The following is a 22,756-nucleotide window of genomic DNA, read 5'->3' as shown; positions in this document are numbered from 1 at the left end:
TCATTAGTGATTGTACTCACTTAACTCAGTGTCCAAAACTGCTGGTGCGGATCACTATAAGCAAAATCTTGATCTATACCAAAACTACCTATCGAGCCACAGTTATGCGTGCGGTTGTATTTTTTTGGTGTGAGTTTACTGCTCGCACTAACCCTTAGGAACTCATTTTTGTCCAACTATGAGTTAACCTTTACGGCTCATTCATCCAATATTAACCGTTTTACTCAGTACAGATGTGGTGTTGGAAGATGGGAACGACAACGACCTAACCACGCTCTAAGCGTCGTTAAGTCGCTATTAGTTGAGGTCAGGGATTAATTGAGCGCTTCAATCAGAGTGATTTCGCGTTTGATTTGTTTGCTCTCTTGCTCAGTCGCCTGCGCCAGTTTCTTTTCGCGTGTGGTTATGGCTGTTTGTTTGGCTTCGTCAGATTTGAACATCAGTTCTTTTACGTTGATAGAAGCGATGTTTGTGTAGCGGCCATCGTCACTGGTCGGGATTGATATGGTTTCATCATTAATCAATGACTTCACTATCTCTCGTTGTTCATTGTAACGGCTCTCTAAACCAGAAAGTGCCCATCGCTGCTGAGTTTTACCTTCATACTGACCGTTCTTTTCTTCTTTGAGATACTTGATGGTCATATTACGGATTGTGCCTGCTTCTTCTCCATACTCTGCTTCCGTATCAAAGAGTACAGGGAACGATTCACCTTCTAGCACGCCGCCTTTCTTGGTTAGATGACCCATTCGATAGCTATTCATACCAATACGGATTTCTGTTTGATCAGTAACCGGTGTGCCATCTGCAAACGCGAGGTTGGTGATGCGTGTACCTGCAGGCTGAGTGAGGTCGATGGTATAAGTCACGCCCGCGAAGAAGTCATTGGTTGAGTATTTTGATGCTCTGCGTTCAGGGTTAAAGCTGTAGGTTACATCACCGGGTTGCACTGAGTTGAAGTAGCCCGCAGACCATTCCATGTAGGTTCTTAGCTCTTTGCCTGTCATCTGGTAGACAGTGATTTCGCCACCTGCGTATTGGTAGTTGTACGCGATGTCTTTGGCTTTGATTGGGCCAACATCGAGCTCTGCATTGTTGTTGTCTATTTGAAGTGCGATGACATTGGCTTTGGGTACATAGAAGAAGCTCGCTTCTTGGTATAGCGCACTGATGCCTGTGTCTTGAACGTGGACTTGAGGGATGCCGCGGATTTCGTTTTCTGGGACTAAATCAACGCCGGTAAGCTGAGCGACAGGTCGATTCGCCATTTCTCTGAGTTGTTTGTGATAAGGCTGGTATAACTCGTCCATATTTTCATCAGAGTCGATACCTTTAATTTTATAGGTGAAACTGTCTTTGTTGACGAGAGTGAATGTGCCATCGCGTTCTTCAAATTGAAGATCAATACGAGATAAGGCGCGGCCATATTTGTCGGGTTCAGTAATGATAACGCCATTCACAACGGCTTTATCAATGCGAGTGTGCATGTGACCAGCGACGATGGCATCAAGCTCTGGGTTTGCATTGGCAATGTCGGTGACACCGGTGTCAGCAATGTCATTCTCGTTTTCAATCCCCATATGGGCAACCAATACGATGGCATCCACTTGATCATCAATCTCTTTGACGATTTTTTTCACTTCCAAGGTTGGGTTAGTGAAAGTGACGCCTTCTAAACGGTTGGTGCCTTGCGCAAAGACCTCCGTCATTGGGGTATCCATTCCGATCACGCCGATCTTAATGTCACCGCGTTCTAGAATGGTGTAACCCGGTAAGAATGGATTTCCGTTTTTGTTCTTGATGTTGCCGCCGAGAGACTGCCCTTTAAATTGGGTAACGGCTCTGTTGAGCGTTTTAAGGCCAAAGTCGAATTCGTGGTTACCTAAAACCCATACATCGTATTTCATGTGGTTAAAGCCAAGCATCATTGGATCAACAGGCTCGTCTTTGAAGGTTTCTACGAAGTTGCCTTGGATGGTGTCGCCAGCATCGACAAGGATAATGTTAGATTGCTCTTTGCGGATCTCACCAACTTTGGTCGCGATTTGACTCAAACTACCACGAGTATTGAGTTTATCTGCCGCGTAATCCCACGCCATAAAATGACCATGAATATCTGAAGTACCCAGTATCGTGACATCGTGTATGTCGCCATCAGCTGCAAAGGTGGGAAAGGCTAGAGAGAGTAGGATGGCGCTTGATAGTATGTGTCTTTTCATCAGTATGTTCGCATCGTGGTTTTAAGTATGACGCTACCATATAGAATCGAGATTACCTTATGGGTGATCAGTGTCATATTTATAGTGATATAACTTACTGATGTTTCAAATAAATGTGATTCATGACCATCTCGTAACCACTTAAGTTATGGAGAAACGCATTACAACTCTTTACTTCGTTCTCAATACTCAATTCCTTGAATCAAACTTTCTCAGTGAATCAATTTTCGTAAGTACTTCTGTCTTTGTTCAAGGTGATTGGGTTGTCCTGTCATTTCCAATGCTTCTTAGCGCGGTCTTAATATTTCTATTAATAACTATACCTTCAACTTATTGTTATGTTATAACATAGCAATAAGTGTTGTTTTTGGATGTTCGGTGGGAATTTGAATAAACCTGTATTGTCTGTGCGCGGGCTCTGCGCTGATGGCTTGGCTAACTGGAGAGCCGTCTCCGATGTGACATTTGATGTGAACGACGGTGAATGCGTTGCCATCATTGGGCCTAATGGAAGTGGAAAGTCCAGTTTGCTGAAAGGCATTACAGGCGAATACAAAACCGTCGCGGGTGAGTTGATGTTGTCTGGCATTGCACTTGGAAGCCTTGAGCGGCAGCAGATAGCTAAGCAAGTCGCGGTGGTTACTCAGCATGAGCATGTTGATCCTCGTTTGAGCGTTGCTGAGTATGTTGGCTTAGGCCGCACTCCTCATACGTTTTGTTGTAGTGCAAAAGAGCACAAACGAGCGGTTCAGCAGGCGATGCAAGATGTTGGTCTTGTTCACAAAAGCCAGCGGTGCTTTGGTGAGCTATCCGGTGGTGAACAGCAACGTGCAAGTATTGCTCGCGCCTTCGCACAAGAGCCGCGACTTTTACTCTTAGATGAGCCTACAAACCACCTTGATCCTCTCGCTCGTCTTGAACTTCTGAGCCTAATTAAACAACGTGGCATTGCGTCTGTCGTGGTGCTGCACGATTTACCTTTGGTAGCGCCATTCGCCGACAAAGTCCTGTTGATGTCAGGCCAAAAAATGGTGGCGTTCTCAGCCCCAGAGGCGGTGATGCAGGACCGATACATGATCCCTGTTTTTGGATTGCGCGTTCTCACGTTCAATCATCCTAATCTATGCAGCACCATCCATCATTTTGAAGCTGCATCAACTTACTCAACTCACTTAACTCTCTCTAATTACTCTTTAATAGGAGCAGCCCAATGAAGTGGCCTGTAATTTCCAGTCTTTTGTTTCTTTTACCTTTCTCTTTTGCGCATGCGACAAGCACTCAATACCCAGTGACGGTTGATAACTGTGGGAGCCCACTGACCATTGAAAAGCGGCCCTCGCGTGTGGTTGTACACGACATCAATATGACCGAGATGGCGTTTGCTCTTGGTCTTCAAAAGGAGATGGTGGGCGTTACGGGCATTACTGGGTGGTACAAGATGTCGAGTTCGTTTGAAGAACGTTTAGGTGATATTCCTGAGCTCGCACCTAAGTATCCTTCATTAGAAACATTGATTGCTGCTGATGCTGACTTCTTTTTCGCTGGCTGGAATTATGGAATGAAAGTGGGCGGTGAAGTGACGCCTCAAACACTGAAGCCATACGGGATTGATACCTTGGTACTTTCTGAAAGCTGTATTCATACCCAGAGTCAAAAGGAAGGCGCGACAATGGATCTGCTTTATGGCGACATGCAAAAGCTAGGCGTTATTTTCGACAAGCAAGCAGAAGCCGAGGCTTTGGTAAGCAGCTGGAAAGAGAGAGTTGAAAAAGTAGCAGAAAAGCAGAAAGCATCAGGTAAGCCGAGTCCAAAAGTGTTCTTGTTTGATTCGGGTGAAGATAAGCCTTTCACCGCCGGTAAGTACGGAATGCCAAACGCAATGATTGAAGCTGCTGGTGGCCAAAATATCACTGGCAACATGGAAGCAAGCTGGGCAAGAACATCTTGGGAGAATGTCGCTCGTGAAAACCCAGATGTGATTATCCTTCTTGATTACCAATCGGCGAGTGGTGCCGATTCGTTGCAACGTTTCCTCGAAGCCCATCCGTTAATGAAATACACCAATGCACTCACTTCTGGTCGTTATGTCAAACTGCGTTATGAGCAACTCACCCCTGGGCCTGCCAATATCGATGCCATTGAGAAACTTGCAGAGGCGTTCGTTTCTGAGTGATCGGGAAGGTTGTTATATGAAATCTTGTTATTGATAAGAGTAGTAGTCCGTTGATTTTATTTGATAAATATCGGGCAGCATGGCTAACAGGTATCATTGCCATGCTGCTCGCCTTCATGATGAGTTTACAATTTGGCTCAGTCCCTTTGTCTTTTAAGGAAGTGATTGTAGGGCTGAGCTCTTTCACTGATCCAACGCCGGATATGACCAGTCGAATACTGATCGATCTAAGGTTACCTAGAGCATTGTTAGCGGTTATCGCGGGTGCAGGGCTGGCGATGGTTGGGGCGTTGCTTCAAACCTCGACACGAAATGATCTGGCGGATCCGTTTCTGTTTGGCTTGTCATCTGGCGCGTCTGCTGGTGCGGTGTTGGTGATCACCAAAGTGGGAGATGCTCTGGGTGTTTGGTCACTGCCACTGGCTGCATTCTCGGGTGGTATTGTTTCGGCGACGGCCGTTCTGATTCTGTTTTCGATGCAGAAGAAAAAGGGCAATGACAACTTGATCTTGTGTGGTTTGGCGATCTCATTTCTATTCGGAGCCATCACGAGTTTTTTGATTTATTCAGGCGACCAGAGAGCGGCGAGTTCGATTTTGTTCTGGACGATGGGAGGCTTAGGGCTCGCGCGTTGGGATAATTTGATTTTTGCCTTGGCGGGCGTGTTGTGTCTTATCGCGTTAATTTTCAAACGTTACCGAGAGCTTGATACTTTGTTAGTGAGTGAACAGACGACAAGCTCACTGGGGATCAACGTACACCGCCTACAAAGCGAGATTTTTCTCTGTTGTGCGTTTTGCACAGCGTCGATTGTATCGATGACCGGAGTGGTCGGTTTTATTGGGTTGATGGTTCCCCACTTAGTACGACCATTTTCAGGTGTCACTCACAAGCGAGCTCTGCCTTTGGTTGCCTTGTGGGGCGCGGTACTTTTACTGTTTGGGGATGTGATTAGCCGAACCATATTAGCGCCACAAGAACTGCCAGTAGGTATTGTGACAGCAGCTCTTGGCGGGTTATTCGTTCTGTATCTTGTTTGGCGTAAATAGTGTGCTCAATTCCACCAAACTACGCAGGCAGCAAGATGATCTTGCCGTTCAAGCGCGTGGTTTTCGATTCAATGAGATCAATTGCGGTTTGAACTTCATCGAATGGCAGGTAGCGGTCGACGTCGAGCTGTATGTCGTTTGTGATGAAGTGATCTAGCATGGTTGTGAATTTATCACGGCGCACATCTTTGCCTTCAGCCTCTTCCCAATAACGTAAGAAGAAGGTGCTGAAATCGATGCTTTGGCTTTTCGCGTGCTCAAAAAAACGTGGCTCGTAAAAATCCAGTGACAGCGTGCCATAGTTGATAAAACGCCCATTGTTGCTAAGGGTGTGAATAAGATCGGTTCCGGGTGAGCCACCAATCGCATCAAAGGCAACGGTCGGCATAGGCAAGCCTAACGCCTTAATTTGAGAAACTAAATCATCATTTGCATCTAACACCCAACTTGAAATGGTCGGGTATTGTTTCGGTTGTGATGTAACGACAATGATTTTGAAGCCGAGTGATTCTGATAATTGAGAGAATATCTTACCGATGGCTGAGCTGCCCGCGTTGATGATCAATACATCTTCTTGGGTCAGCTTAGCTACTTCTGTCGTCAACACCCATACAGTGAGCGCATTAATGTACAACTGACAGGCGTAGCCATTTTCTAGGTGCTGAGGAATTTGGAACAAGTCATCTGGTGATACATCGACATAGTTCTGCCATGTTCCACTGGTTGCTACGAGCACTCGCTGATTCGTTGCAAACTCAGCATGGCTGGACTCTACAACCCTTCCTACTGCTTCAAATCCCGGCACTCTCGGCGGCTGGTGGCTGTGTTTGTACTGCCCAACACCATAAATCGACAACAGATCACTAGGGTTGATGTTAGTCGCTTCAATTTGTACGCGAACTTTATCTTTGTCTAGTGCCCCTAAAGCGACATGTTCTAACTTGAGAGATTCTTTTGGCTGACCGAAACGAAACTGGCTAATTCGGGTATTTTGCTTAGTGTCAGTCATGGTTCGGGCACCTTTATGGGTTATGAGTGTTGCATCGATTTTAATTGTAGCGTGTTCATAAACAATCTTGGGTCGCTAATATTGCTCAACATCGATGTTGTTGGCAATCGATTGTTCAAACTGAAATTAGTTAACCAAAAGTTGACCAACACCTATTTACAATGATTCCTAGTTTAATAACTAGGAGTTAAGAAAGATGAACGTGCCTGAAGTAATGTCTAAGTGGAAAACATTGCTGGCTCTGACCATGGCCTTGTTTGCTCTTAAGTTTCATCTACTTCTGATTTGGGGGCTATTTTGCTGGTTTTGGGGATGGGAAAATCTTCGCGCAAAAGAAGCCTTCTTTGTTGAACGTATTGAGCTAAAAGAACATCCAGTTTTGTTTACCTTAATCATCATCAGTTGGTTTGTGATGGGAGGGGTATATTTCTATATGGACAATAGAGTCTTTGAGTTTTTTAGTTCTTTGTAGCTAAGCAAAAGTGAATAATTAGGAAACGTTATGAAAATCTATTTAATTAAAGCGTCTGCTGGCAGCGATTACTCAAAATACAAAGCCTCTACGGGGGGACCTCCACAAAACATCTTTGCCGCCGCTGCTGCGACACCAAAGTGGTACAAGTTAGATATGGTTGATGAGACCATAGGTGCAAAAGCCGACCTTTATAATGATGCTGATTTGGTGGTGATATTTATGTCGACTCCAGATGCTTATCGGGCTTACGAGCTAGCTTCTAAATATAAGAAAAAAGGCAAAACAGTCATACTCGGGGGGTTACATACTCAGTTTAACCCTTCAGAAGCGGCAGTATATGCGGATTGTTTGGCGATGGGAGAAGTTGAGAACTACTGGGTTCAGTTACTCCGTGACGCAGAGTTTGGTTCGCTACAGCCTATTTATGAAAGCTCCGAGCCTGTCGATCTCAGTATGCTCAATCCATACCCAACAAATATCATCAATCCTGAAGCGTACAATTATACATGGTCAGTAGTTGTGACAAGAGGTTGCCCATTTAAATGTAACTTCTGTTTAGTGCCAAGGTTCTTTGATAAATTCCAGAAAAGGCCAATCGAAAATATCGTCAGCGAGTTAGCGGATCTCAAGACATTAGGTATTGAGTGGGTTGAGTTACACTCCGACAATCTCACTCATGACCGTGAATATGCTTTGGCACTATTTAAGGCCATTGAGCCGCTTAACATGAGCTTCTATGGGGAAACGACAGTCTTGATTGCTCGTGACACCGAATTGCTTAGTGCTGCGGTGAAGTCAGGGTTCAAAGCTGTATTATTAGGCATAGAAACGCCATCTGAAGAGGCTTTAAAGGCTCAGAAAAAAGGCTTTGTGAAACCATCTAAAATGAAAGAGTATATCGCTGAGATAAGATCTCATGGTATTGAAGTATGGGGAGATTTTTTGTTCGGTTTTGATGAACATGACACTTCTATCTTCAAACAAACGCAGAAGTTCGTCGAAGATATCAAGGTTGATAAGGTGATCCCGCACTACATGATTCCGTTTCCCGGTTCGGAGTCTTTTAGTCAGCTAGAGCGAGAAGGACGACTTCTTACTAAAGATTAGTCCAAGTACGATGGTAGCCATCCGGTTTATCAGCCAAGTCGTATGAGCGTTGAAGAGCTAGAGGAAGGCTTGTATTGGATTTGGAGAAAGAATGCGAGCTTGAAAGAACGAGTTGTTGCCTGGTTCAATTAAAATTTGTTCTGGATACATGGAATGAAAATCGCGAAGGCTCATAAATAAGTTTTACTATTCGGAATGCCTGACTGAGTCAGTACACTTTAAAGGCTCCATGTGGAGCCTTTGCATCAAGTCTTTGACGTAGCGGTGAAACCCCGCGATCAAAAGCCATAGCTTTGTTTGATTGGATCGCAGACTAGTTTATATTTAGCATCCGCAGCTTCTTTCCCAGCAAGTTCTAACATCGCTTCTGAATAACCCATTGCAGTGCCGAACTCTTCCATTATATAAGGATCTTCTTTGACACTCACTGTGCGATCTTTCGATAGCTCGACAATAAACTTAGCGTAATCTTGGTCTTTATCTAAGCCTGCAGCCCAACCAAAGCAGTGCGCAGCATCTTGTTTAGGGAATTCGTTAAAATCTTCACCATTCACTTCGGCTAAAGCAGCACCCGAAACAAATGCTGTAAGTAGTGACATGCTAGTAATTAATTTTTTCATATTGCTTATCTCGAATATTGAATATGAAGCTATCTTATTGCGAGCGCTATGAAATAAATGTGAACATATTTGTTATTGTTTTCAAGTCATGTGACTTTTGATATAACTGCTTTAATCGCTTACGAGCACAACATCGATTTCAAATGCAGCGTGTTCATAAACAATCTTGGATCGGTAATATTGCTCAACATGGCTGGTGTTGGTAAACAGTCATCATCAACGTAGTCGACATAGTCCGCCGCCGAATCAAAGATCAAAATATCCAAAGCCAAACGATCCAAGCCATATCGGCCTCGGTGGATCATATCCGCTGAAAACACCAATAAGTCACCGGCGGCTAACGGTATCTGCTTACCGCCAGAGATGTCATCGCTGCTCACTTTACCGTTTTCTTCTTGGCGAACATTGTACTCTTCTTCGTTGTCCCAGCGTTTGTGCGTGCCGGGGATAAGCTCCATACCTGGCTCATCAAAAATGGGCACTCGCAGATGCAATACCTGGGTTTCCATGATGACTTTCATTTGGTCATCAACGTCGTAGTCGTATTGACAGTCACGATGCCAGAAGTCTTTTTGTTGCGGATTTACTGGGTTGAAGAACAGCTGTGTATTCATGAATGCCGGTTTGTTCGGAATCACCGCATCAACCACGTTCATCACTTGTTTCGAGCTGATGAAGTCGAAAAGCACGCTTCTATCGTCGGCGAGCAAATATTCGCTTCCCGTAATTAAAGATGAGTTAAATGCTTCTTCTTTATAGAATTCTTCGTTATCTGCTTTCCATGATTCATGGAATTTCAGCACGACTTTTCTAAGCGATGCAATTTGAGCTTCATCGAAATAATTTCTGATAACAAAGTAACCATGTTCGTCGTAACGGTCACTTAATTGTTGGCTGTTTTCTACCACTGACTACCTTCGTTCATTCTTTGCTGTGTAATAACTAGGGGCTGTTGACCTTTCGTGGTTAAGTTTTGTTCGGATGGGGACGCCTAGTCAAAATCGTTTTAGGCGCGGCGAAGAGTATGTAGCCTAGTCATTCTAAGCAAATATTCTTCAGCAAAGCATAAAACGATTTTAGCTGAACCCTTCGGGCAGCTCTTGTGGTTCATTTCTACTGCGTTATCGGCTTTTCATGTAGGCCAGCTACACGTCAAAGCCTCTTCCTTGTATAAATTTGCCACAAGATGCTGCAAAACCCAGCTCGAAAGGTCAACAGCCCCTAGAGATTTCTTGGGCGCATAATGCCAGACAGTCGTCATTCAACCAAGTAACGAGTGCAGAAGCCTGTGGATTCCGTGATGCTATGAAGCCATGTGTGGACGAGTTTTACATGCCTATCCAGATCATGTACTCATGCGACAAGAATCTCTGCATATGTGATCTATCCCTTATTTTATAAAACACAAAGATTCATATAGTGAATGTTTCTTTGGTTTGTATGATTATTAACCATGTTGTGATTTGGTTTGCGTATGGAAGATAGAAAATCATGGATGGTTTTTCGCTGGATATGAGAACACTTAATTTTATTATTATTTTGTTCTCTTTCATTTACTGTATTGGCTTATTGTTATTTCAATTCACTCAACAGCCAATTAAAGGGCTTTCAATCTTTTCCATTTCAATATTTGTTATCGGAACTGGGCCGTTGATGTTGAGCCTAAGAGGGGAGTTCCCTGATTGGATCACAGTTATTGGTGCCAATATGGTCATTGCGCTTGGTTTTCATCTCGCCTTGTATAGTTTATGCTTGTTCCGAGAATATTCCTTAAAATGTACCTACCTCAGCAGTTTGATGATGTTGGCTCTTCTGCTAGGTTTTATTCACTTCACGTACTATGAACCTTCCATCAAGGCTCGAATTATTCTCATTAGTTTCTATTTAGCCTTTGTCACTCTTTGCACTGCCTTTGTGGTGTTAAAGGGTCAACGTGATGACTTGACCTTAGCTACTCGGATGATGGCCTTATCATTTTTGATATATGGCGGATTTATGGTTTTCCGAGTATTGGTGACGCTATTTTCAGCTGAGCTTCAGGATTTCATGGCAGCCGCCCTCATTCATCAACTTGCCTTTTTAATGAGTATTGTTCTTATCGTGTCGATGAGCTTCACAATGCTCTGGTTGATTAATGCAAGGTTGCTTAGGTCTATTCATGACCTGTCTTACAGTGACCCTTTAACGGCACTTGGAAACCGCAGAGCATTAGATGAAATGGTTCCAGTCATCATGAAGCAGGCGGGGACTACGCCTGTAAGTGCCATTATGATGGATATTGATAATTTTAAGTCAATCAATGACCAACACGGACATATTGTAGGTGATCTCGTCATCAAGTCTTTTGCTGAAATGGTTCAAAGTGCGATAAAAACATCGCCAACAGCCAGCGCGTTTCGTTTTGGCGGAGACGAGATAATGATTTTATTGCCCAATGTTAATTTTCTACAAGCACAGGTTATTGCTTGTAAGCTGCGATTGTCTATTTCAGAGATCTCAGCCGTGCAAGGGAATGAGATGTTTCTGACGTCGAGTTTCGGTGTCGCTCAGCTTCACCCACATGAGAATTGGGATGGGTTTATTAGTCGAGCCGACAAAGCGTTGTATCAAGCGAAAACAAACGGTCGCAATATGACTTCAATTTGTCCTAGCCATATTAACGAGTTCGTCACTGCCACATAACCAATACTGCTGCGATAGAAAGCAAGATGAGCGCAAGAATGTCTTTGCGCGCGATGCTTTGCCCTAACCAGAAATAGGATATCAACACCATGAAGATCACTTCGACTTGCCCGAGTGTCTTTACGTACGGCACGGCTTGAAGCGACATCGCGCTAAACCAACCCAGAGAACCGATAACACTCGCTAAGCTTGTCATGATGACTAGTTTCGACTTCTTGAATATCTGGCGCAGCGTGTCGCGCTCTCTGAAAAAGAGATACGTACAGATAATGCATGTCTGAAGAGTTATCACCAAAAACAGCACCCAAGCAGCGCTATGAGGGAAGGGCAGCCCTATGCTCAAGCTTGCTTCACGTACCCAAAGAGACGTTAAAGCAAAAGCGGTACTACACGCCATACCTAGTAAGAACACTTTCGGAGACAAGCTTCGCCAACCAGAAGAACTACTCATGATTAGTACGCCTAACGTGCCAATAAGCACGCCGACCCAACCTGTTAGTGTCAAAGCAGTACCAAAAAACAATACGGATAACACAGCAGATACGGGGGCTTCACACTTGGCTAAGCCTGCTCCTATCGCATAGTTTTCGAGCTTAAATAACATCACCATTAAGCCCGTCGCGAGGATCTGCATAATGGCTGCTGCAATAATGTAGAAAACAAACTCACCCGAAAAATCAGGTGTGGATACTGGCTTCCATTGATAGAGGGCGCACAGATAAATTAAGGCGATTGGGCCAGCCCAGATAAAACGCGCCAGCGTCACACCAGCAACACTCATGGTGCCACTTAACTTGCTTTGAAAGGCATTGCGCCAAGATTGGCTGAAGGCTGCGAGAAGAGTAAAAGCTATCCAACTAAAAGACATGACGCTTCCATGTGTTATGTAATTTGATGATTATCTTAACAAAAAATCACATGATAAGAAGCGACATGGTCTATTTATAGCCAGAGGCTCATTTTACTCTCCATTCAGTATCAGTACGTTCTTCAAAAGATCGGCTGTTTTTTGTTTTTGAAATAGAACAACGCGCTAATCAAAACGAACAATAAGGTGAAGTAATAGAAAAACGAAGACAGTGAAGCTAAGAAAGCGAGGTTCTGTTCTATTTCTTGTTCGGTGTAGCCCTGAGACACCAGTTTATAGTAGTAAGCGTACAAAATGCCGATCAGCCCATATCCGAGATTAAACATCAGGCCTTTAAAGCTGAGGACAGTGGCTCGGTTGTGTGATTCGGTTTTTTTATTCAGGTGGTAGCTAATGAAAATGTTCATCGTCATGATAATAAAAATCAGCACTAGTGCTGGAATAACCCCGTAAATCGTCCAACCTAAACTGATCCAATAATAAGTCGCCATGCTTGCTAAACCCATAACCACAATGAAGGTTTTAGGCTCCATGCTTTCTGCTAGCCTACGGCTTTGCCCCGCCAATATGATTTTAAGCAAACTGATCCCCGCGCCAATAAAACCGAAGTAGATAATAGGAATATCGATGGCGAGATAATATTGGCTGTTCATGGTTAGGAACATTCTTGAGGTGTGTTCGAACAGGCTGTAATACAACAACATGAACAGCACGTAAGGCGTAGCAAGTACCCACTTACCTGTGTCAGCTGTTAATTTAAGGCTGGCGATGGTGGTTGCCAATTTGGTTTGCTCGCTTGGCATTACCTTTTTCTCTTCGCGCATATTAATCGCGGCATAGATGGCGATCATCGCTACAAATAGGGTGGCGAACACAGGAATACGCATCAGATCTTTAGTGCTTTCTGGTTCAGATAGTCCAAGGAAATGAAAGATGTTCGCCATAAAGTTCACGTCGTACATCGCCGCGCCAATTAGTGTGACAAAGATACCGACGGTTGAGGCGACACGAAGCTGAATTTGCAGCACTCGCGGCCACAACTCTTCATTGCCTTGTTCTTTTAAGGTGTCGTAAGCCAATGCCTCGTCAGCACCGCTGGCCAGTGCCATCGCTAAGCCACTGAGAATCCGGTTAATTAGAAAGACTATGAATACCAAGTCGGGGTTTCCGGTTGGTACTAGCGCTATCATGGCGATCTCAACAAACATCACAATCGAAGACAGCACCACCAGTTTCTTGCGGCCTAAGGTATCGGCGAATGCACCCGACGGTACTTCAGCAAGCACAATGGTGGCCGCCCAAACTACATTGAGCATCGCGAATTGAGACAGGGTTAACCCGTAATCTAAATAAAGTAGGGTGAATATAGGGTAGTAAAAACGCGCAAAGTAGCTGCTTCTAAACATTAAGAAGTAGCGGACATTGGGAATGTTAAGGATCTCTTTGAGCGTCATGATAATTTCAGTAATTTAGATAACACATTATTATGTATAACCCTTTTACTCTTTTAAATCATGGAATTGTTTCAAGAATCAGAAAAACAACTAGTTGAGTTTATTTCGCAGCGCCTTTGAAGGCTAGAAAGGTAGCAGGATTAAAAAGAGGAGCGCTGAGGCTCCTCTTTTATCGTAGGCCGCAGTGAACTTTATCGTTAGTACATAGACTTAACGGTTAGTCCACACGCTTGAAGTTAGGCAACAAGGTTTCTGGCTGCTGCGCTACAAACGCTTTACTTGGTGAGTATGCACGGAAGTAAACAAACCAGTTTTCGTCTTCTCGGGTTTGCACCCAGTTAGCTTCGTTCACACCTGTTGGCTTAGTTGGCGAGAAGTGGAAAGTGTAATTGCCTTGTGCGTCTTTGACCGTTCCTTCGATGTTTGAGCCCACATCGGCACGCTCAATGTCGTTGTCGATAATGGCGCGGTTCTCAACGTTATAAACAGTGATGGTCCAGAATAAATCGGCGAAATTTACATCTCCATCTAGCGTCAAAGTATAGTGGTTACTGCCATTTAGCCCTTTGCCATTGTCGTCACGGTAGTTGTCTAGGTAGATCTGTCCCCAACCGCCGTTCTCAAATCCATGCATTGCAATGTCGTTAGTGACGGCTTCATAAAACCAAGCTGCACGTCCATCGAGGTCCATACCATAGTGACGGTCTTGGTTTGGTGTTGAAGCCGTTGCGATTTCCCACGAATTCCCTTCTTTGCCATAAGCCGCGTGTGGTAGACGTTCAGTCTTGTTGAAATCGATGTTTTTAACCATAGCTTCACCCATGATTACAGCTTGTTCTAAGATGTCACGCTGCTGAGCTGATGGAGTAAATGCTTTGCCTTTTTCAATACCTAGTGGGCGTAACATGTCGTGCATCATGCGGTCGCGCTCTGCTACAGGTTCGGCTTGGATCGCTTCATTCAAGGTCTCCCAAAATGCCATACCACGTGGGTGCTTAGCATCGTCACCACGTTCAGGGAAGTTCACGCCTTTGCTACTGAGCGGCTTGCCGTTAAGGTCAGTAATTTTTAATGCTTCTAAGTCTTTCATACGTTGCTGATCTGACTTAGCCATTAAGCGAACACCCAAGAAAACATTATTGGTATCAGACTCAAATACTTTTGCGCCTTTTGGCAGGTTACTCGGCGTTTCAGAACCTTTCGCTTTTACCACGTAGACGCCCGGCTCAGTCATCTGAGAAATACCGATTTGCCACATGGTGTGTACCGCGCCACGCAGTTCATTTGTGGGAATTTCTATAACAACGGGCTCTTTCTCTACGTTAAACCAAGTAATCGCGTAAGGCGTAGAGGTATTGTAAGTTAAACCTCCTAGCTTAGATTCATGAGACTCAACATAAGTAATTTGACCATCCTCTGCCCCCATGTCGGCATAGGCTTGTTTCCATGCGTAGTTTGACACCAAAGGCACGGACCAAATGTAAGCTTGTGACGCGCGTTGATAGTCCATCAGTTCAAACAGTTTTGCAGAGCTTTCTTGTGTTGGAATGCCATGAAGAAAGTCGGTTTCGAAAGTAAAGTCACCTGCACGCGTTTGGATCGTTTCTGTCGCATCACCGCTGCCTGCTATCGTTGTGGCTGAAAACAAGGCTCTTACAGAAACTAGCATGGCAGCTGAGCGTAATGGGCAAGTGAAACTACCAACAAAGGCTTTAGATATCATATTCATAATGTGTCCTCAAAACTCAAAATTATTCGTCAAAACGGGAATGGCTCGTCGAACAGAAATCATTGGTTCAAACTGAAAGAGCTCATCCAAGCAGAAAGTGACTGCTTAAAACTGATAGTTAAATTCGATGCGGTGATCACCGTCTTCGATACTGGTGTTTTCTGTCCAATTTGCAAAATAACGAACGTTCGCCCTTGGGTTAATCTGGTAGCTCGCAGCAAACTCATGTGCGAGTACAGAATCACTGCCCTCGAATCCATAATCTTTGAACGTTGATGAACCAGACATCGTGCCTAAATACATAGGGTTATAGTTCAACCAAATCTTGTCGGTAAGTTGCATTTTTGCGTACATACCCGCCACGTAGAAAGTGCCGTGCATGTTGTAGCGATCACGAAGTTGATCCGCGTCGAGGTTGCCTCCAGAGCCTTCAACCAACTCCTCACCTGCAGCAACACCAACACCCGCAAGCGGATAGAAGTTAAACATGCCCATTTGTGGAAGAGCCTGTATAAAGCTGTATGACGCACTACCTTGATTACTATCGAAATCCCAAGACATATCGACTTGTGTGCCTCGACCATTGGTTAAGTCTACGCCGAAGTTTCTGAAACGAATCGAATCGATACTGTCATCTGCGCCTCGGTTATTCCAACCAATGGCTTCACCAGCGATGCCTTTGACTTCGAAGACATTCATACCCATGGTCGTATCGCTACCGGTGTCATAGGTTTGCCCGATTTTCAGGTTTAAGCCTTTGTCTGTGTAACCGAAGCCACCTTGTGTATAGACGGCTAACGGATCTGACATATCTTGAATTTCGGCTTCTTCCGCGAAAGTGACACTTGCCAGAAACAAAGGAGTTAGAGAAAGGATTGAACGTTGTAATAACATAGATGCCTCATAAATTTATCTCACAACATCCGTGTACTGCGTGAAGGTGAGGTAACTATACAAAGTGGACATCGTTAAGTTAATTCATATAAACTTAACCATTCGTTAAGTATTGGTTTATGGTTTGGGTATGAAACTGAATAATGTCGATTTGAACTTATTGAAAGTGTTTGTGGTGGTATATCAGGAAAAAGCTTGCGCAAAGCAGCTGAAAAGCTGTTTGTCTCGACACCAGCGGTAAGCCAAAGCGTCAAAAAGCTTAAGGAATCGTTAGGTGAAGAGCTATTTGTTTTGTCCAATAAGCAGTTTCTCCCGACGCCTTATTCTGATGAACTGTATCGACGTGTCTTTCCACTATTGGACGGGCTGGTCACGGCGATAGAAGAGGGTAAACAGTTTACTCCTGCCGAACTAAGCGAAGATTTTAAGATAGAGGCGAACCCGCACCTTTTGCCTTGGTTAACACCCTCTCTGTTTCATCAACTCTCAGATGAAAGTCCACTTTCGAGGTTGATTAGTCATACTAGCTCCCAAGATTCACTGGAAAGACTGAAGAGTGACGAGATTGATTTTGTTATTCACTTTGAAGCTGAAAACCTGCCCGCCGAGATCATTGCTGTGCCTCTCGTGACCCTAAAATTTGTATTGGCAGTAAGAGTCGACCATCCTTTTAAAGAGGATGTAGCACAGATCGATGATTTGTTGTCCTTTCCATTTGCGCATGTTGACCTTGCTTACTTCGATCAAAACAAACACTCGCGATTGGAAGAAGAAGTTTTAAGCCAAGGTAAATCGATTAATATGGCGCTTCGAACGACGTCAGTTGTTGGGTTAATAGAAACGATTAAGCATTCCAACATGATCGCACCCTGCATGCCTCCGGTGATCGAACAGCACAAGGGAGTATTGCGCTCGATTGTGATTGAAGGATTAGAAGAAGATGCAGAGAAAATGGAGGTATTTGCCTATCTTCATAAGAAAAACCAACATTCTGCCAAATACAAGTGGTTACTGGATTTGATCGAAACGGCGATGATTGAGGCCAACCATCAGTGAGTTCTAATCGTTTTTTTTTAATTGATTCACTTAACCGTAGTCAGCTATTCATTTTCTGTTTCTTTAGAAGCGTTTGGCGCCCAGCCTTTCTCTAGCCAGTTGTCCAGTAGGTGTTGCAGTGCGTTCAAAGAGGTTGGCTTCTCTAGGCGACCGTCCATCAGTTTTCTGATCATGTCTAGCTCTCGTTGTCCTGATTCACCAGACAAAGCAATAATTGGTGTTTGAGGTGAGCGCGCCTTGATGATCTGGCTTGCGTCAAAGCCATTCATTATCGGCATTTGTACATCCATTAAGATCAAATCAACTTTGTGTGATCTGAACAGCTCGACAGCATTTTCCCCGTTTTTAGCTTGCAAGCTATTTACGCCAAGTCGGCTCAGGTACATCTGAACAAGCGTGCGTTGCACTTCTTTGTCATCAACAATAAGTACCGTCGGTGCAAGATGGCTTGATGCTGGTTGATTTTCTGCTTGCGTGCGTTCTGTTTGCTTACTTTCTGTTAGCGTACTTGCCGGTTCAGGTTCTATATCACCGCTTGGAGTTTGGCTCTCTGGTTTTACATCAGCTTCGGCTTTATCTTCCGTCGATTGGTTGTGTTTCCAACCGTTGAAATAAGGCGTACGCAGCGTCTCCGCTTTTGGAGCATTGGGTACAATAGGGAAGTACAGGTGAAACTCAGTAAATTCACCAAGTTTGGAATGGCATTCCACTCTGCCACCAAATGAGCGCATCACTCGTTGGCAATAACCCAGTCCTAAGCCGCTACCACCGCTTTTTTGGAAAGAGAAAAAGTCATCAAAGACCTTATGAACAATGGCTTCGTCAATGCCGGGGCCGGTATCACGAAATGTGAGAACGTTCTCGTAAGATCCTGTTTTGGTGCTGATCTCAATTTGGCTGTCTGGGTAAGAATCAAAGTAATAGATTGCATTGCGTATCAGATTGAAAATGACGAAGTTGAATAGAGTTTCATTTAGTTTTGCCACAAAATCAGCGTGTTGTGGTAAACGAATTCGCTCAATGATCTTCTCGTTCTCAAAGCCATAGTGGCTGACGGCTTGGTCCACGGCCTTGTGGATAGATGTCATGGTGATTGGTCCATGCTCAGGCGAGCTGTCACTGACTTCTCGTAAGATGATATCAATCAGTTGCCGCCCGCGTTGAATCGCTGCTTGGCCATTCTCAATGTCAGTCAAGATTTGTTGAGTTGGTGCTTGATTATCAATGTGCTGCTTTAACACCTCAAAATGCAGTTGCACTTGAGCGAGTGGGTTACGCATCTCATGAGCGATCGAGTTAGCAAGAGCACGACTTTGGCGAATTCGTCTATCGGCTTCGATGGTGCTTTGTACACGCGTTAACAAGGTTTGCAGTGCAGAGATTTCTTCATTAGAGAACATACGATTGTTGCTTTTGTGCGATGATACTAGCAAGTGTGTGACTGATTTTTTGTGTCCGAATAGTGGCATTACCAACGCGGTGTTGTTCGAACTCATCTTGTCATAAAGTGCTTTTAGCGACCGTTTAGCGAGCGCAGTATCATCTAGCTCTTCAGAAAGCTCATCGAACACTAGAACGGACTCTTTGCTAGATAGGTAATCTTCGTAGAAGGTTTCGTTGTAATTACTGTTAACTAGTCGAAGCTTATCTTCTGGGATTTGCAGTTGGCGACCTAAACGACGCATGGCATCGTCAATCGACAACTTAAAGCCTTCTTCTAATGCGAGTATCTGTTGTACCGGTGTCTTTTTGTTTCTATAGACAAGCAATGAGGAGTAGGGACTTACACGTTTGTAGATTGGACTCCATGTAATGCCGATAATCGCGCAGATGGGTATCGCTAATAGCCATTGGTTGCCGTCGGTTAGGGGAATAAATACCGTACAAAAAGGTATCACTAAAATTGCACACACCAGCAGCACATTAAGGCTTATGTATGTAAGGTATTTAAAACTGTAGAAGCGAGAGGTCAGCAGAGCATAGCCTACAAACAACATCTCACTGAGCGACAACGCTGGGGGGAGCCAGGTGAGCGAGAAATCACGTAGGAAATAGGCAACGCCAATGTGAATCGTTGCTGTAGATAGCATGAATACCAAGATACCTGTAATCATGTAGTTGGTTTTGGCTAATGTTAGTTTGCTGCTATTGGCACGCATGGTCACTAGATTAGTCAGTGTAAGGGCAATCAAGCTGATAACCCCAATGAAAAAGTAGGGTGTATGCGGGCCAAACTCGATCACGAATTGGCTTGGAGCCGTAATGGTGACATCTTCTACCGTTAACCCTGGGGTCAAATTGATATAGAAAGAGTAGCCCGTCATGCTCGCGAGAATAGTTTGTTGCCACCTATGGATTTTACCACTGCGGTTTTCGGCTGCGAGCTGACACGAGAAGTAATACGCAAAGGCAAAAGCAAGGAAAGAGCTGAGGTTGGCCAACTTTGCTGCGAATATGGCTGCTGTGGTGCCAAGTCCTGGCAACAAGCCAGTGTGGAAGTAGGCATTACTGCTGATCCACGTAATAATACAGATGGAATATGCGATGTAAGGTACATGGTGTGTCCCCACTATCGCTTCGTTCTTTTGTTTAAGGCGATAACAATAGTAGAACAGCCACATTACAACAACAGCGACCGTTGCAAGCAGAGTGATGGCTTTAGCATAGAATATCGCCTCTAGCCCAAGATCAAACGTCTTCATATTATTTGCCACGCTGTATTTTTATTTTCACGGAGGCACCGTCTATAGTCTCGAAAGTTGACATGATTGAATGCCTTCAACATCAGTTCAATATTCCATAACCCGCGGTAAGTCAGTAAGTTCGTTTCGTTCAAGTCACAAGACCCTAGCGGCAAGTATGCTTGTGGTTCGATAGCCTTGTAAAAATCGAGTATCAAAGGTTGATCTATAATGGTGAAACCAATTTTATAGCCCGCTTGATGTAACAAGTTGAGCATCTCTTTTTGAGCAAGATAAAGGAAGTAGACTTTTTGTTGAATATTTCCACTCACGGTTAGGCGTAGAATTTCACATACAGCTTGCATTTCGGCTAATTGTAATTGGAACTTATTATCGAACTCTGGAATAGAGTCACACTTTGATAGGGCCGGCGGAGTAAAAATATGTAGCTCTGCAAGTCCTTCATAGCCACGTCTGGATAAACTGTACTTCCATTTGTCGTTACAGAAAGGGGGGGCGTAGCTTAGCCAAGTTTCATATTTTGACCAATCTTGAATTAGGGCTGAAGAGACTAGGGTTGGAAAGGCTTCATCTGTTGGGTGTTTGAGTAGAATAAAGTGCTTACCTGTTTGTGATAAGTGGAGTAAAGGTAGCATCTCATACCACTTCTCACCTTTAATAAAAACCTCAAGGTTGCTTAAAGCAATAGCATCGCTGATTGGTAGTCCTTGAGGGCGAGTTGGCGTTTGTACTATGAGTTGACTATTTTCTATTTGGTCAATGATCACACCATAGTAAGCACTATCTTTAATGGGTAGATCCATAGGATAAAGGGCATGGGTGCTTAATGGTAATTTTGCTTTGATTGCGGAAATTTCACATTCACACCAAAAGTCCAACCAATGTATATAGCATTGCCCTACAGCTTCCTCTAAGAGAGCAACCTCTGTGGATAAGGTATTTGGATAGCGCTGAATCAGATCGCGGTAGTCCATCACTTCAAACATTACTGAGTCGCTTTTTGCTTGATGTTCAGGGAAAAGCAATTCTAATTGGTTTCGACGATATTCTGTCACGGTTTTGAAAAGAGCTGTGCGCTGTTGTGGTTGATAAGTGTGGAGTACGAGTTCAACCAGTGCGTGTTGTTTTTTTTCGATAGGCAGGCTGCTAGCCAACAGTGAACCTAAAGACGACATTAATTCCATGTAGTGAACCGCCTAAGTTTATCTAATTATTTTTATGTGACTTGTACCCGTTTATGAGAGATGTATCTATGGCTGATGTTTGAGAGTAGTTACTTTATAAAGTTGTCCTAGCTTTTTGTGCGTTTAGTTTCTCAAAAACAAGCTGCATTTAAAGTGGGAGTTTACTACTTGTACTAATCCTAAACAACATGGTTTCGCCATTTTTCAATCAATTCATGAACCCCTAAATTAGTGTATTCTCAAATACTTACTTGTCTGCTTATTGTCCGGCTTTGGTTTTCTGACAGTGCTCTGTATTTACAGATTAGTTACAACATAATTTCTGATGAAGTGATGACATTCGAGGTTTAAGCTTGTCTGCATATGAAACATCATTGCGGGTAACGCCTCGTGAATGACAGAGGTAGAGAGAATTTATGAAGAAAGTACGATTAACATCATTACTTGGAGTAGCAACCTTGTTTAGTGTCGCTGTGTTAGCAGGATGCAGTCAGAAATCTGAGGTTCCAGTTCAATCACAAGAGAATACGAATCCGATCTGTAGCACTAAAAACCTGACAGGTGGTTGGTCGCAAAGCGCTATCACACCACAAGCTAAGCAAGCTTTAAATGCAGTTCTTGGCCAAATGAACACTTCAGCTGAGCTAAAGCAGATTCTGAGTGTGCGAACTCAGGTTGTCGCGGGTTTGAATTACGCTATTGAGTTTGAAATGGATAATGGTGAAGTGTGGAATACCGTTGTGTATCGCTCACTACAAGGTGACATTGAAATGACGCAACCTGCACAGCAAGGTCGTCTGTGTCCATAGATCAACTGGTCCATAAATTTACTGGTCTATTGATTAACTAGCATGTGAATAACTTCGCACATAAAAAATGGCTCCTACTTAGGAGCCATTTTTTATTCTGAATAGTGCTTACGTAATGAACCTGATTAACTGGTCAGTTCCGGCTCTGACAGCTCTGGTTCATAAAGCTCTTGCACGCAAGCACGACTGATGTCTTCATCAATGTAGGCCATTCCAAGTTTATTGAGATAATCCATACGATCCGCAGTGCGCAGTTCGATGCTTGGGCCTGCGATGTTGTTCTTTTGATAGATCTCAGTTAAGTGAGCCATGAATTGCTCGCCAACACTCATCATTAATAGGCTCATTGCGCCAACGTCAGGCCTTACTTTGGCTTGTTGTTTTTCAGATAGATTGACTGCTAATACGATAGGGCGCTCTTCACCCTCAAAACGAGTGCTGCGCTCGCGAATGGTTTGCTGAGCCCAGTAATACGCCAGTTCTTTACTCTGGGTGAGAAACACTGGTTCAACCGATTCGGTGTAGTTGTTACCGATGGTCGCCATGGTTTTTGAAGCGGCTTCATTGAGCGCTTTGTCTCCAGAGCGCTTTAGCCCTTGACCTTGAATAGACGCGAGTAAAGCTGAAGATGTGCCGTGATACCAAGTATCACCCGTTGCGAAACCATTTTCTGATAACAGTGTTTTTGCATCTTGTAGGTGTGTCGGTATTGAAGTCATAGGCACT

General features: G+C 44.0%; 17 protein-coding genes and 2 pseudogenes. 8 read left to right on the top strand and 11 right to left on the bottom strand.

The genetic code is table 11. The features are described from left to right. Positions 1-314: 314 nt before the first annotated feature. Positions 315-2,219 (bottom strand): bifunctional UDP-sugar hydrolase/5'-nucleotidase, encoded by a 1,905-nt coding sequence (locus ACED28_RS07300; protein ID WP_371709570.1) that lies wholly within the window; start codon positions 2,217-2,219, stop codon positions 315-317. A 371-nt stretch (positions 2,220-2,590) separates the two neighbouring features. On the opposite strand from ACED28_RS07300, the gene ACED28_RS07295 reads away from it, so the two are divergent. The 3 genes from ACED28_RS07295 to ACED28_RS07285 all read left to right on the top strand — a co-directional run bounded on the left by ACED28_RS07295 (position 2,591) and on the right by ACED28_RS07285 (position 5,441). Then, a complete protein-coding gene (locus tag ACED28_RS07295; RefSeq protein WP_083994579.1) occupies positions 2,591-3,433 on the top strand; it encodes an ABC transporter ATP-binding protein in 843 nt (280 codons plus the stop codon). Next, complete coding sequence (locus ACED28_RS07290) at positions 3,430-4,392, top strand: ABC transporter substrate-binding protein (RefSeq protein ID WP_371709569.1); 963 nt, start codon at positions 3,430-3,432, stop codon at positions 4,390-4,392. Before ACED28_RS07295 ends, ACED28_RS07290 begins: the two co-directional genes overlap by 4 nt. 101 nt (positions 4,393-4,493) lie before the next feature. Continuing rightward, entirely contained in the window at positions 4,494-5,441 is a 948-nt protein-coding gene (locus tag ACED28_RS07285) for an iron ABC transporter permease (RefSeq protein WP_017081412.1), read from the top strand. Between the two features lie 19 nt (positions 5,442-5,460). Here the strand turns inward: ACED28_RS07285 and ACED28_RS07280 are convergent, their stop codons facing one another. After that, positions 5,461-6,450 carry a zinc-dependent alcohol dehydrogenase family protein gene (locus ACED28_RS07280; protein ID WP_371709568.1) on the bottom strand — a complete coding sequence of 330 codons (990 nt, stop codon included), beginning with the start codon at positions 6,448-6,450 and terminating at the stop codon, positions 5,461-5,463. A 196-nt stretch (positions 6,451-6,646) separates the two neighbouring features. On the opposite strand from ACED28_RS07280, the gene ACED28_RS07275 reads away from it, so the two are divergent. Together ACED28_RS07275 and ACED28_RS07270 are read left to right on the top strand one after the other, a co-directional pair. Further along, the gene (locus ACED28_RS07275) at positions 6,647-6,922 is read left to right on the top strand and encodes a hypothetical protein (protein ID WP_009845795.1); all 276 of its coding nucleotides are present in this window, start codon (positions 6,647-6,649) and stop codon (positions 6,920-6,922) included. Positions 6,923-6,952: 30 nt separating this feature from the next. Further along, positions 6,953-8,164 (top strand): annotated as a pseudogene (locus ACED28_RS07270) (radical SAM protein). 146 nt (positions 8,165-8,310) lie between these two features. Here ACED28_RS07270 and ACED28_RS07265 read toward each other — a convergent pair. Together ACED28_RS07265 and ACED28_RS07260 are read right to left on the bottom strand one after the other, a co-directional pair. After that, a complete protein-coding gene (locus ACED28_RS07265) occupies positions 8,311-8,652 on the bottom strand; it encodes a hypothetical protein (RefSeq protein WP_371709567.1) in 342 nt (113 codons plus the stop codon). 119 nt (positions 8,653-8,771) lie between these two features. Next, on the bottom strand, positions 8,772-9,560 hold the full coding sequence (locus tag ACED28_RS07260) for a phytanoyl-CoA dioxygenase family protein (protein ID WP_017081873.1): 789 nt from the start codon (positions 9,558-9,560) through the stop codon (positions 8,772-8,774). 583 nt (positions 9,561-10,143) lie between these two features. On the opposite strand from ACED28_RS07260, the gene ACED28_RS07255 reads away from it, so the two are divergent. Then, positions 10,144-11,334, top strand: coding sequence for a GGDEF domain-containing protein (locus tag ACED28_RS07255; RefSeq protein WP_371709566.1), 1,191 nt, complete (start codon positions 10,144-10,146; stop codon positions 11,332-11,334). On the opposite strand, the gene ACED28_RS07250 is transcribed toward ACED28_RS07255, so the two are convergent. The 4 genes from ACED28_RS07250 to ACED28_RS07235 form a co-directional block, all read right to left on the bottom strand. Then, positions 11,321-12,202, bottom strand: coding sequence for a DMT family transporter (locus ACED28_RS07250; RefSeq protein WP_017077345.1), 882 nt, complete (start codon positions 12,200-12,202; stop codon positions 11,321-11,323). The genes ACED28_RS07255 and ACED28_RS07250 overlap by 14 nt on opposite strands. A gap of 122 nt (positions 12,203-12,324) precedes the next feature. After that, positions 12,325-13,656: an MFS transporter gene (locus ACED28_RS07245; protein WP_371701964.1), complete on the bottom strand. Its 1,332-nt coding sequence runs from the start codon at positions 13,654-13,656 to the stop codon at positions 12,325-12,327. A 217-nt stretch (positions 13,657-13,873) separates the two neighbouring features. Further along, positions 13,874-15,385: a DUF1214 domain-containing protein gene (locus tag ACED28_RS07240; protein ID WP_371709565.1), complete on the bottom strand. Its 1,512-nt coding sequence runs from the start codon at positions 15,383-15,385 to the stop codon at positions 13,874-13,876. Positions 15,386-15,490: 105 nt separating this feature from the next. After that, entirely contained in the window at positions 15,491-16,279 is a 789-nt protein-coding gene (locus tag ACED28_RS07235; protein ID WP_017088340.1) for a hypothetical protein, read from the bottom strand. A gap of 130 nt (positions 16,280-16,409) precedes the next feature. Between ACED28_RS07235 and ACED28_RS07230 the strand changes: the two are divergent. After that, positions 16,410-17,335, top strand: a pseudogene (locus tag ACED28_RS07230) (LysR family transcriptional regulator). A 44-nt stretch (positions 17,336-17,379) separates the two neighbouring features. Here ACED28_RS07230 and ACED28_RS07225 read toward each other — a convergent pair. Beyond that, the gene (locus ACED28_RS07225; RefSeq protein ID WP_032499780.1) at positions 17,380-20,037 is read right to left on the bottom strand and encodes a response regulator; all 2,658 of its coding nucleotides are present in this window, start codon (positions 20,035-20,037) and stop codon (positions 17,380-17,382) included. Next, entirely contained in the window at positions 20,034-21,221 is a 1,188-nt protein-coding gene (gene luxM, locus ACED28_RS07220) for an acyl-homoserine-lactone synthase LuxM (RefSeq protein ID WP_122046182.1), read from the bottom strand. Before luxM ends, ACED28_RS07225 begins: the two co-directional genes overlap by 4 nt. 416 nt (positions 21,222-21,637) lie before the next feature. Here luxM and ACED28_RS07215 point away from each other — a divergent pair, with 416 nt between their 5' ends. Then, complete coding sequence (locus ACED28_RS07215) at positions 21,638-22,030, top strand: cystatin domain-containing protein (RefSeq protein ID WP_009845784.1); 393 nt, start codon at positions 21,638-21,640, stop codon at positions 22,028-22,030. Between the two features lie 125 nt (positions 22,031-22,155). Here the strand turns inward: ACED28_RS07215 and ACED28_RS07210 are convergent, their stop codons facing one another. After that, positions 22,156-22,749 carry a hypothetical protein gene (locus tag ACED28_RS07210; protein WP_032499336.1) on the bottom strand — a complete coding sequence of 198 codons (594 nt, stop codon included), beginning with the start codon at positions 22,747-22,749 and terminating at the stop codon, positions 22,156-22,158. Positions 22,750-22,756: the final 7 nt, after the last annotated feature.

The sequence above is a fragment of the Vibrio sp. 1F253 genome, from assembly GCF_041439295.1.
Classification (GTDB): domain Bacteria; phylum Pseudomonadota; class Gammaproteobacteria; order Enterobacterales; family Vibrionaceae; genus Vibrio; species Vibrio tasmaniensis_A.
Note: the sequence above shows the minus strand (reverse complement) of the source record. Positions and strands in the feature narration are given on the sequence as shown.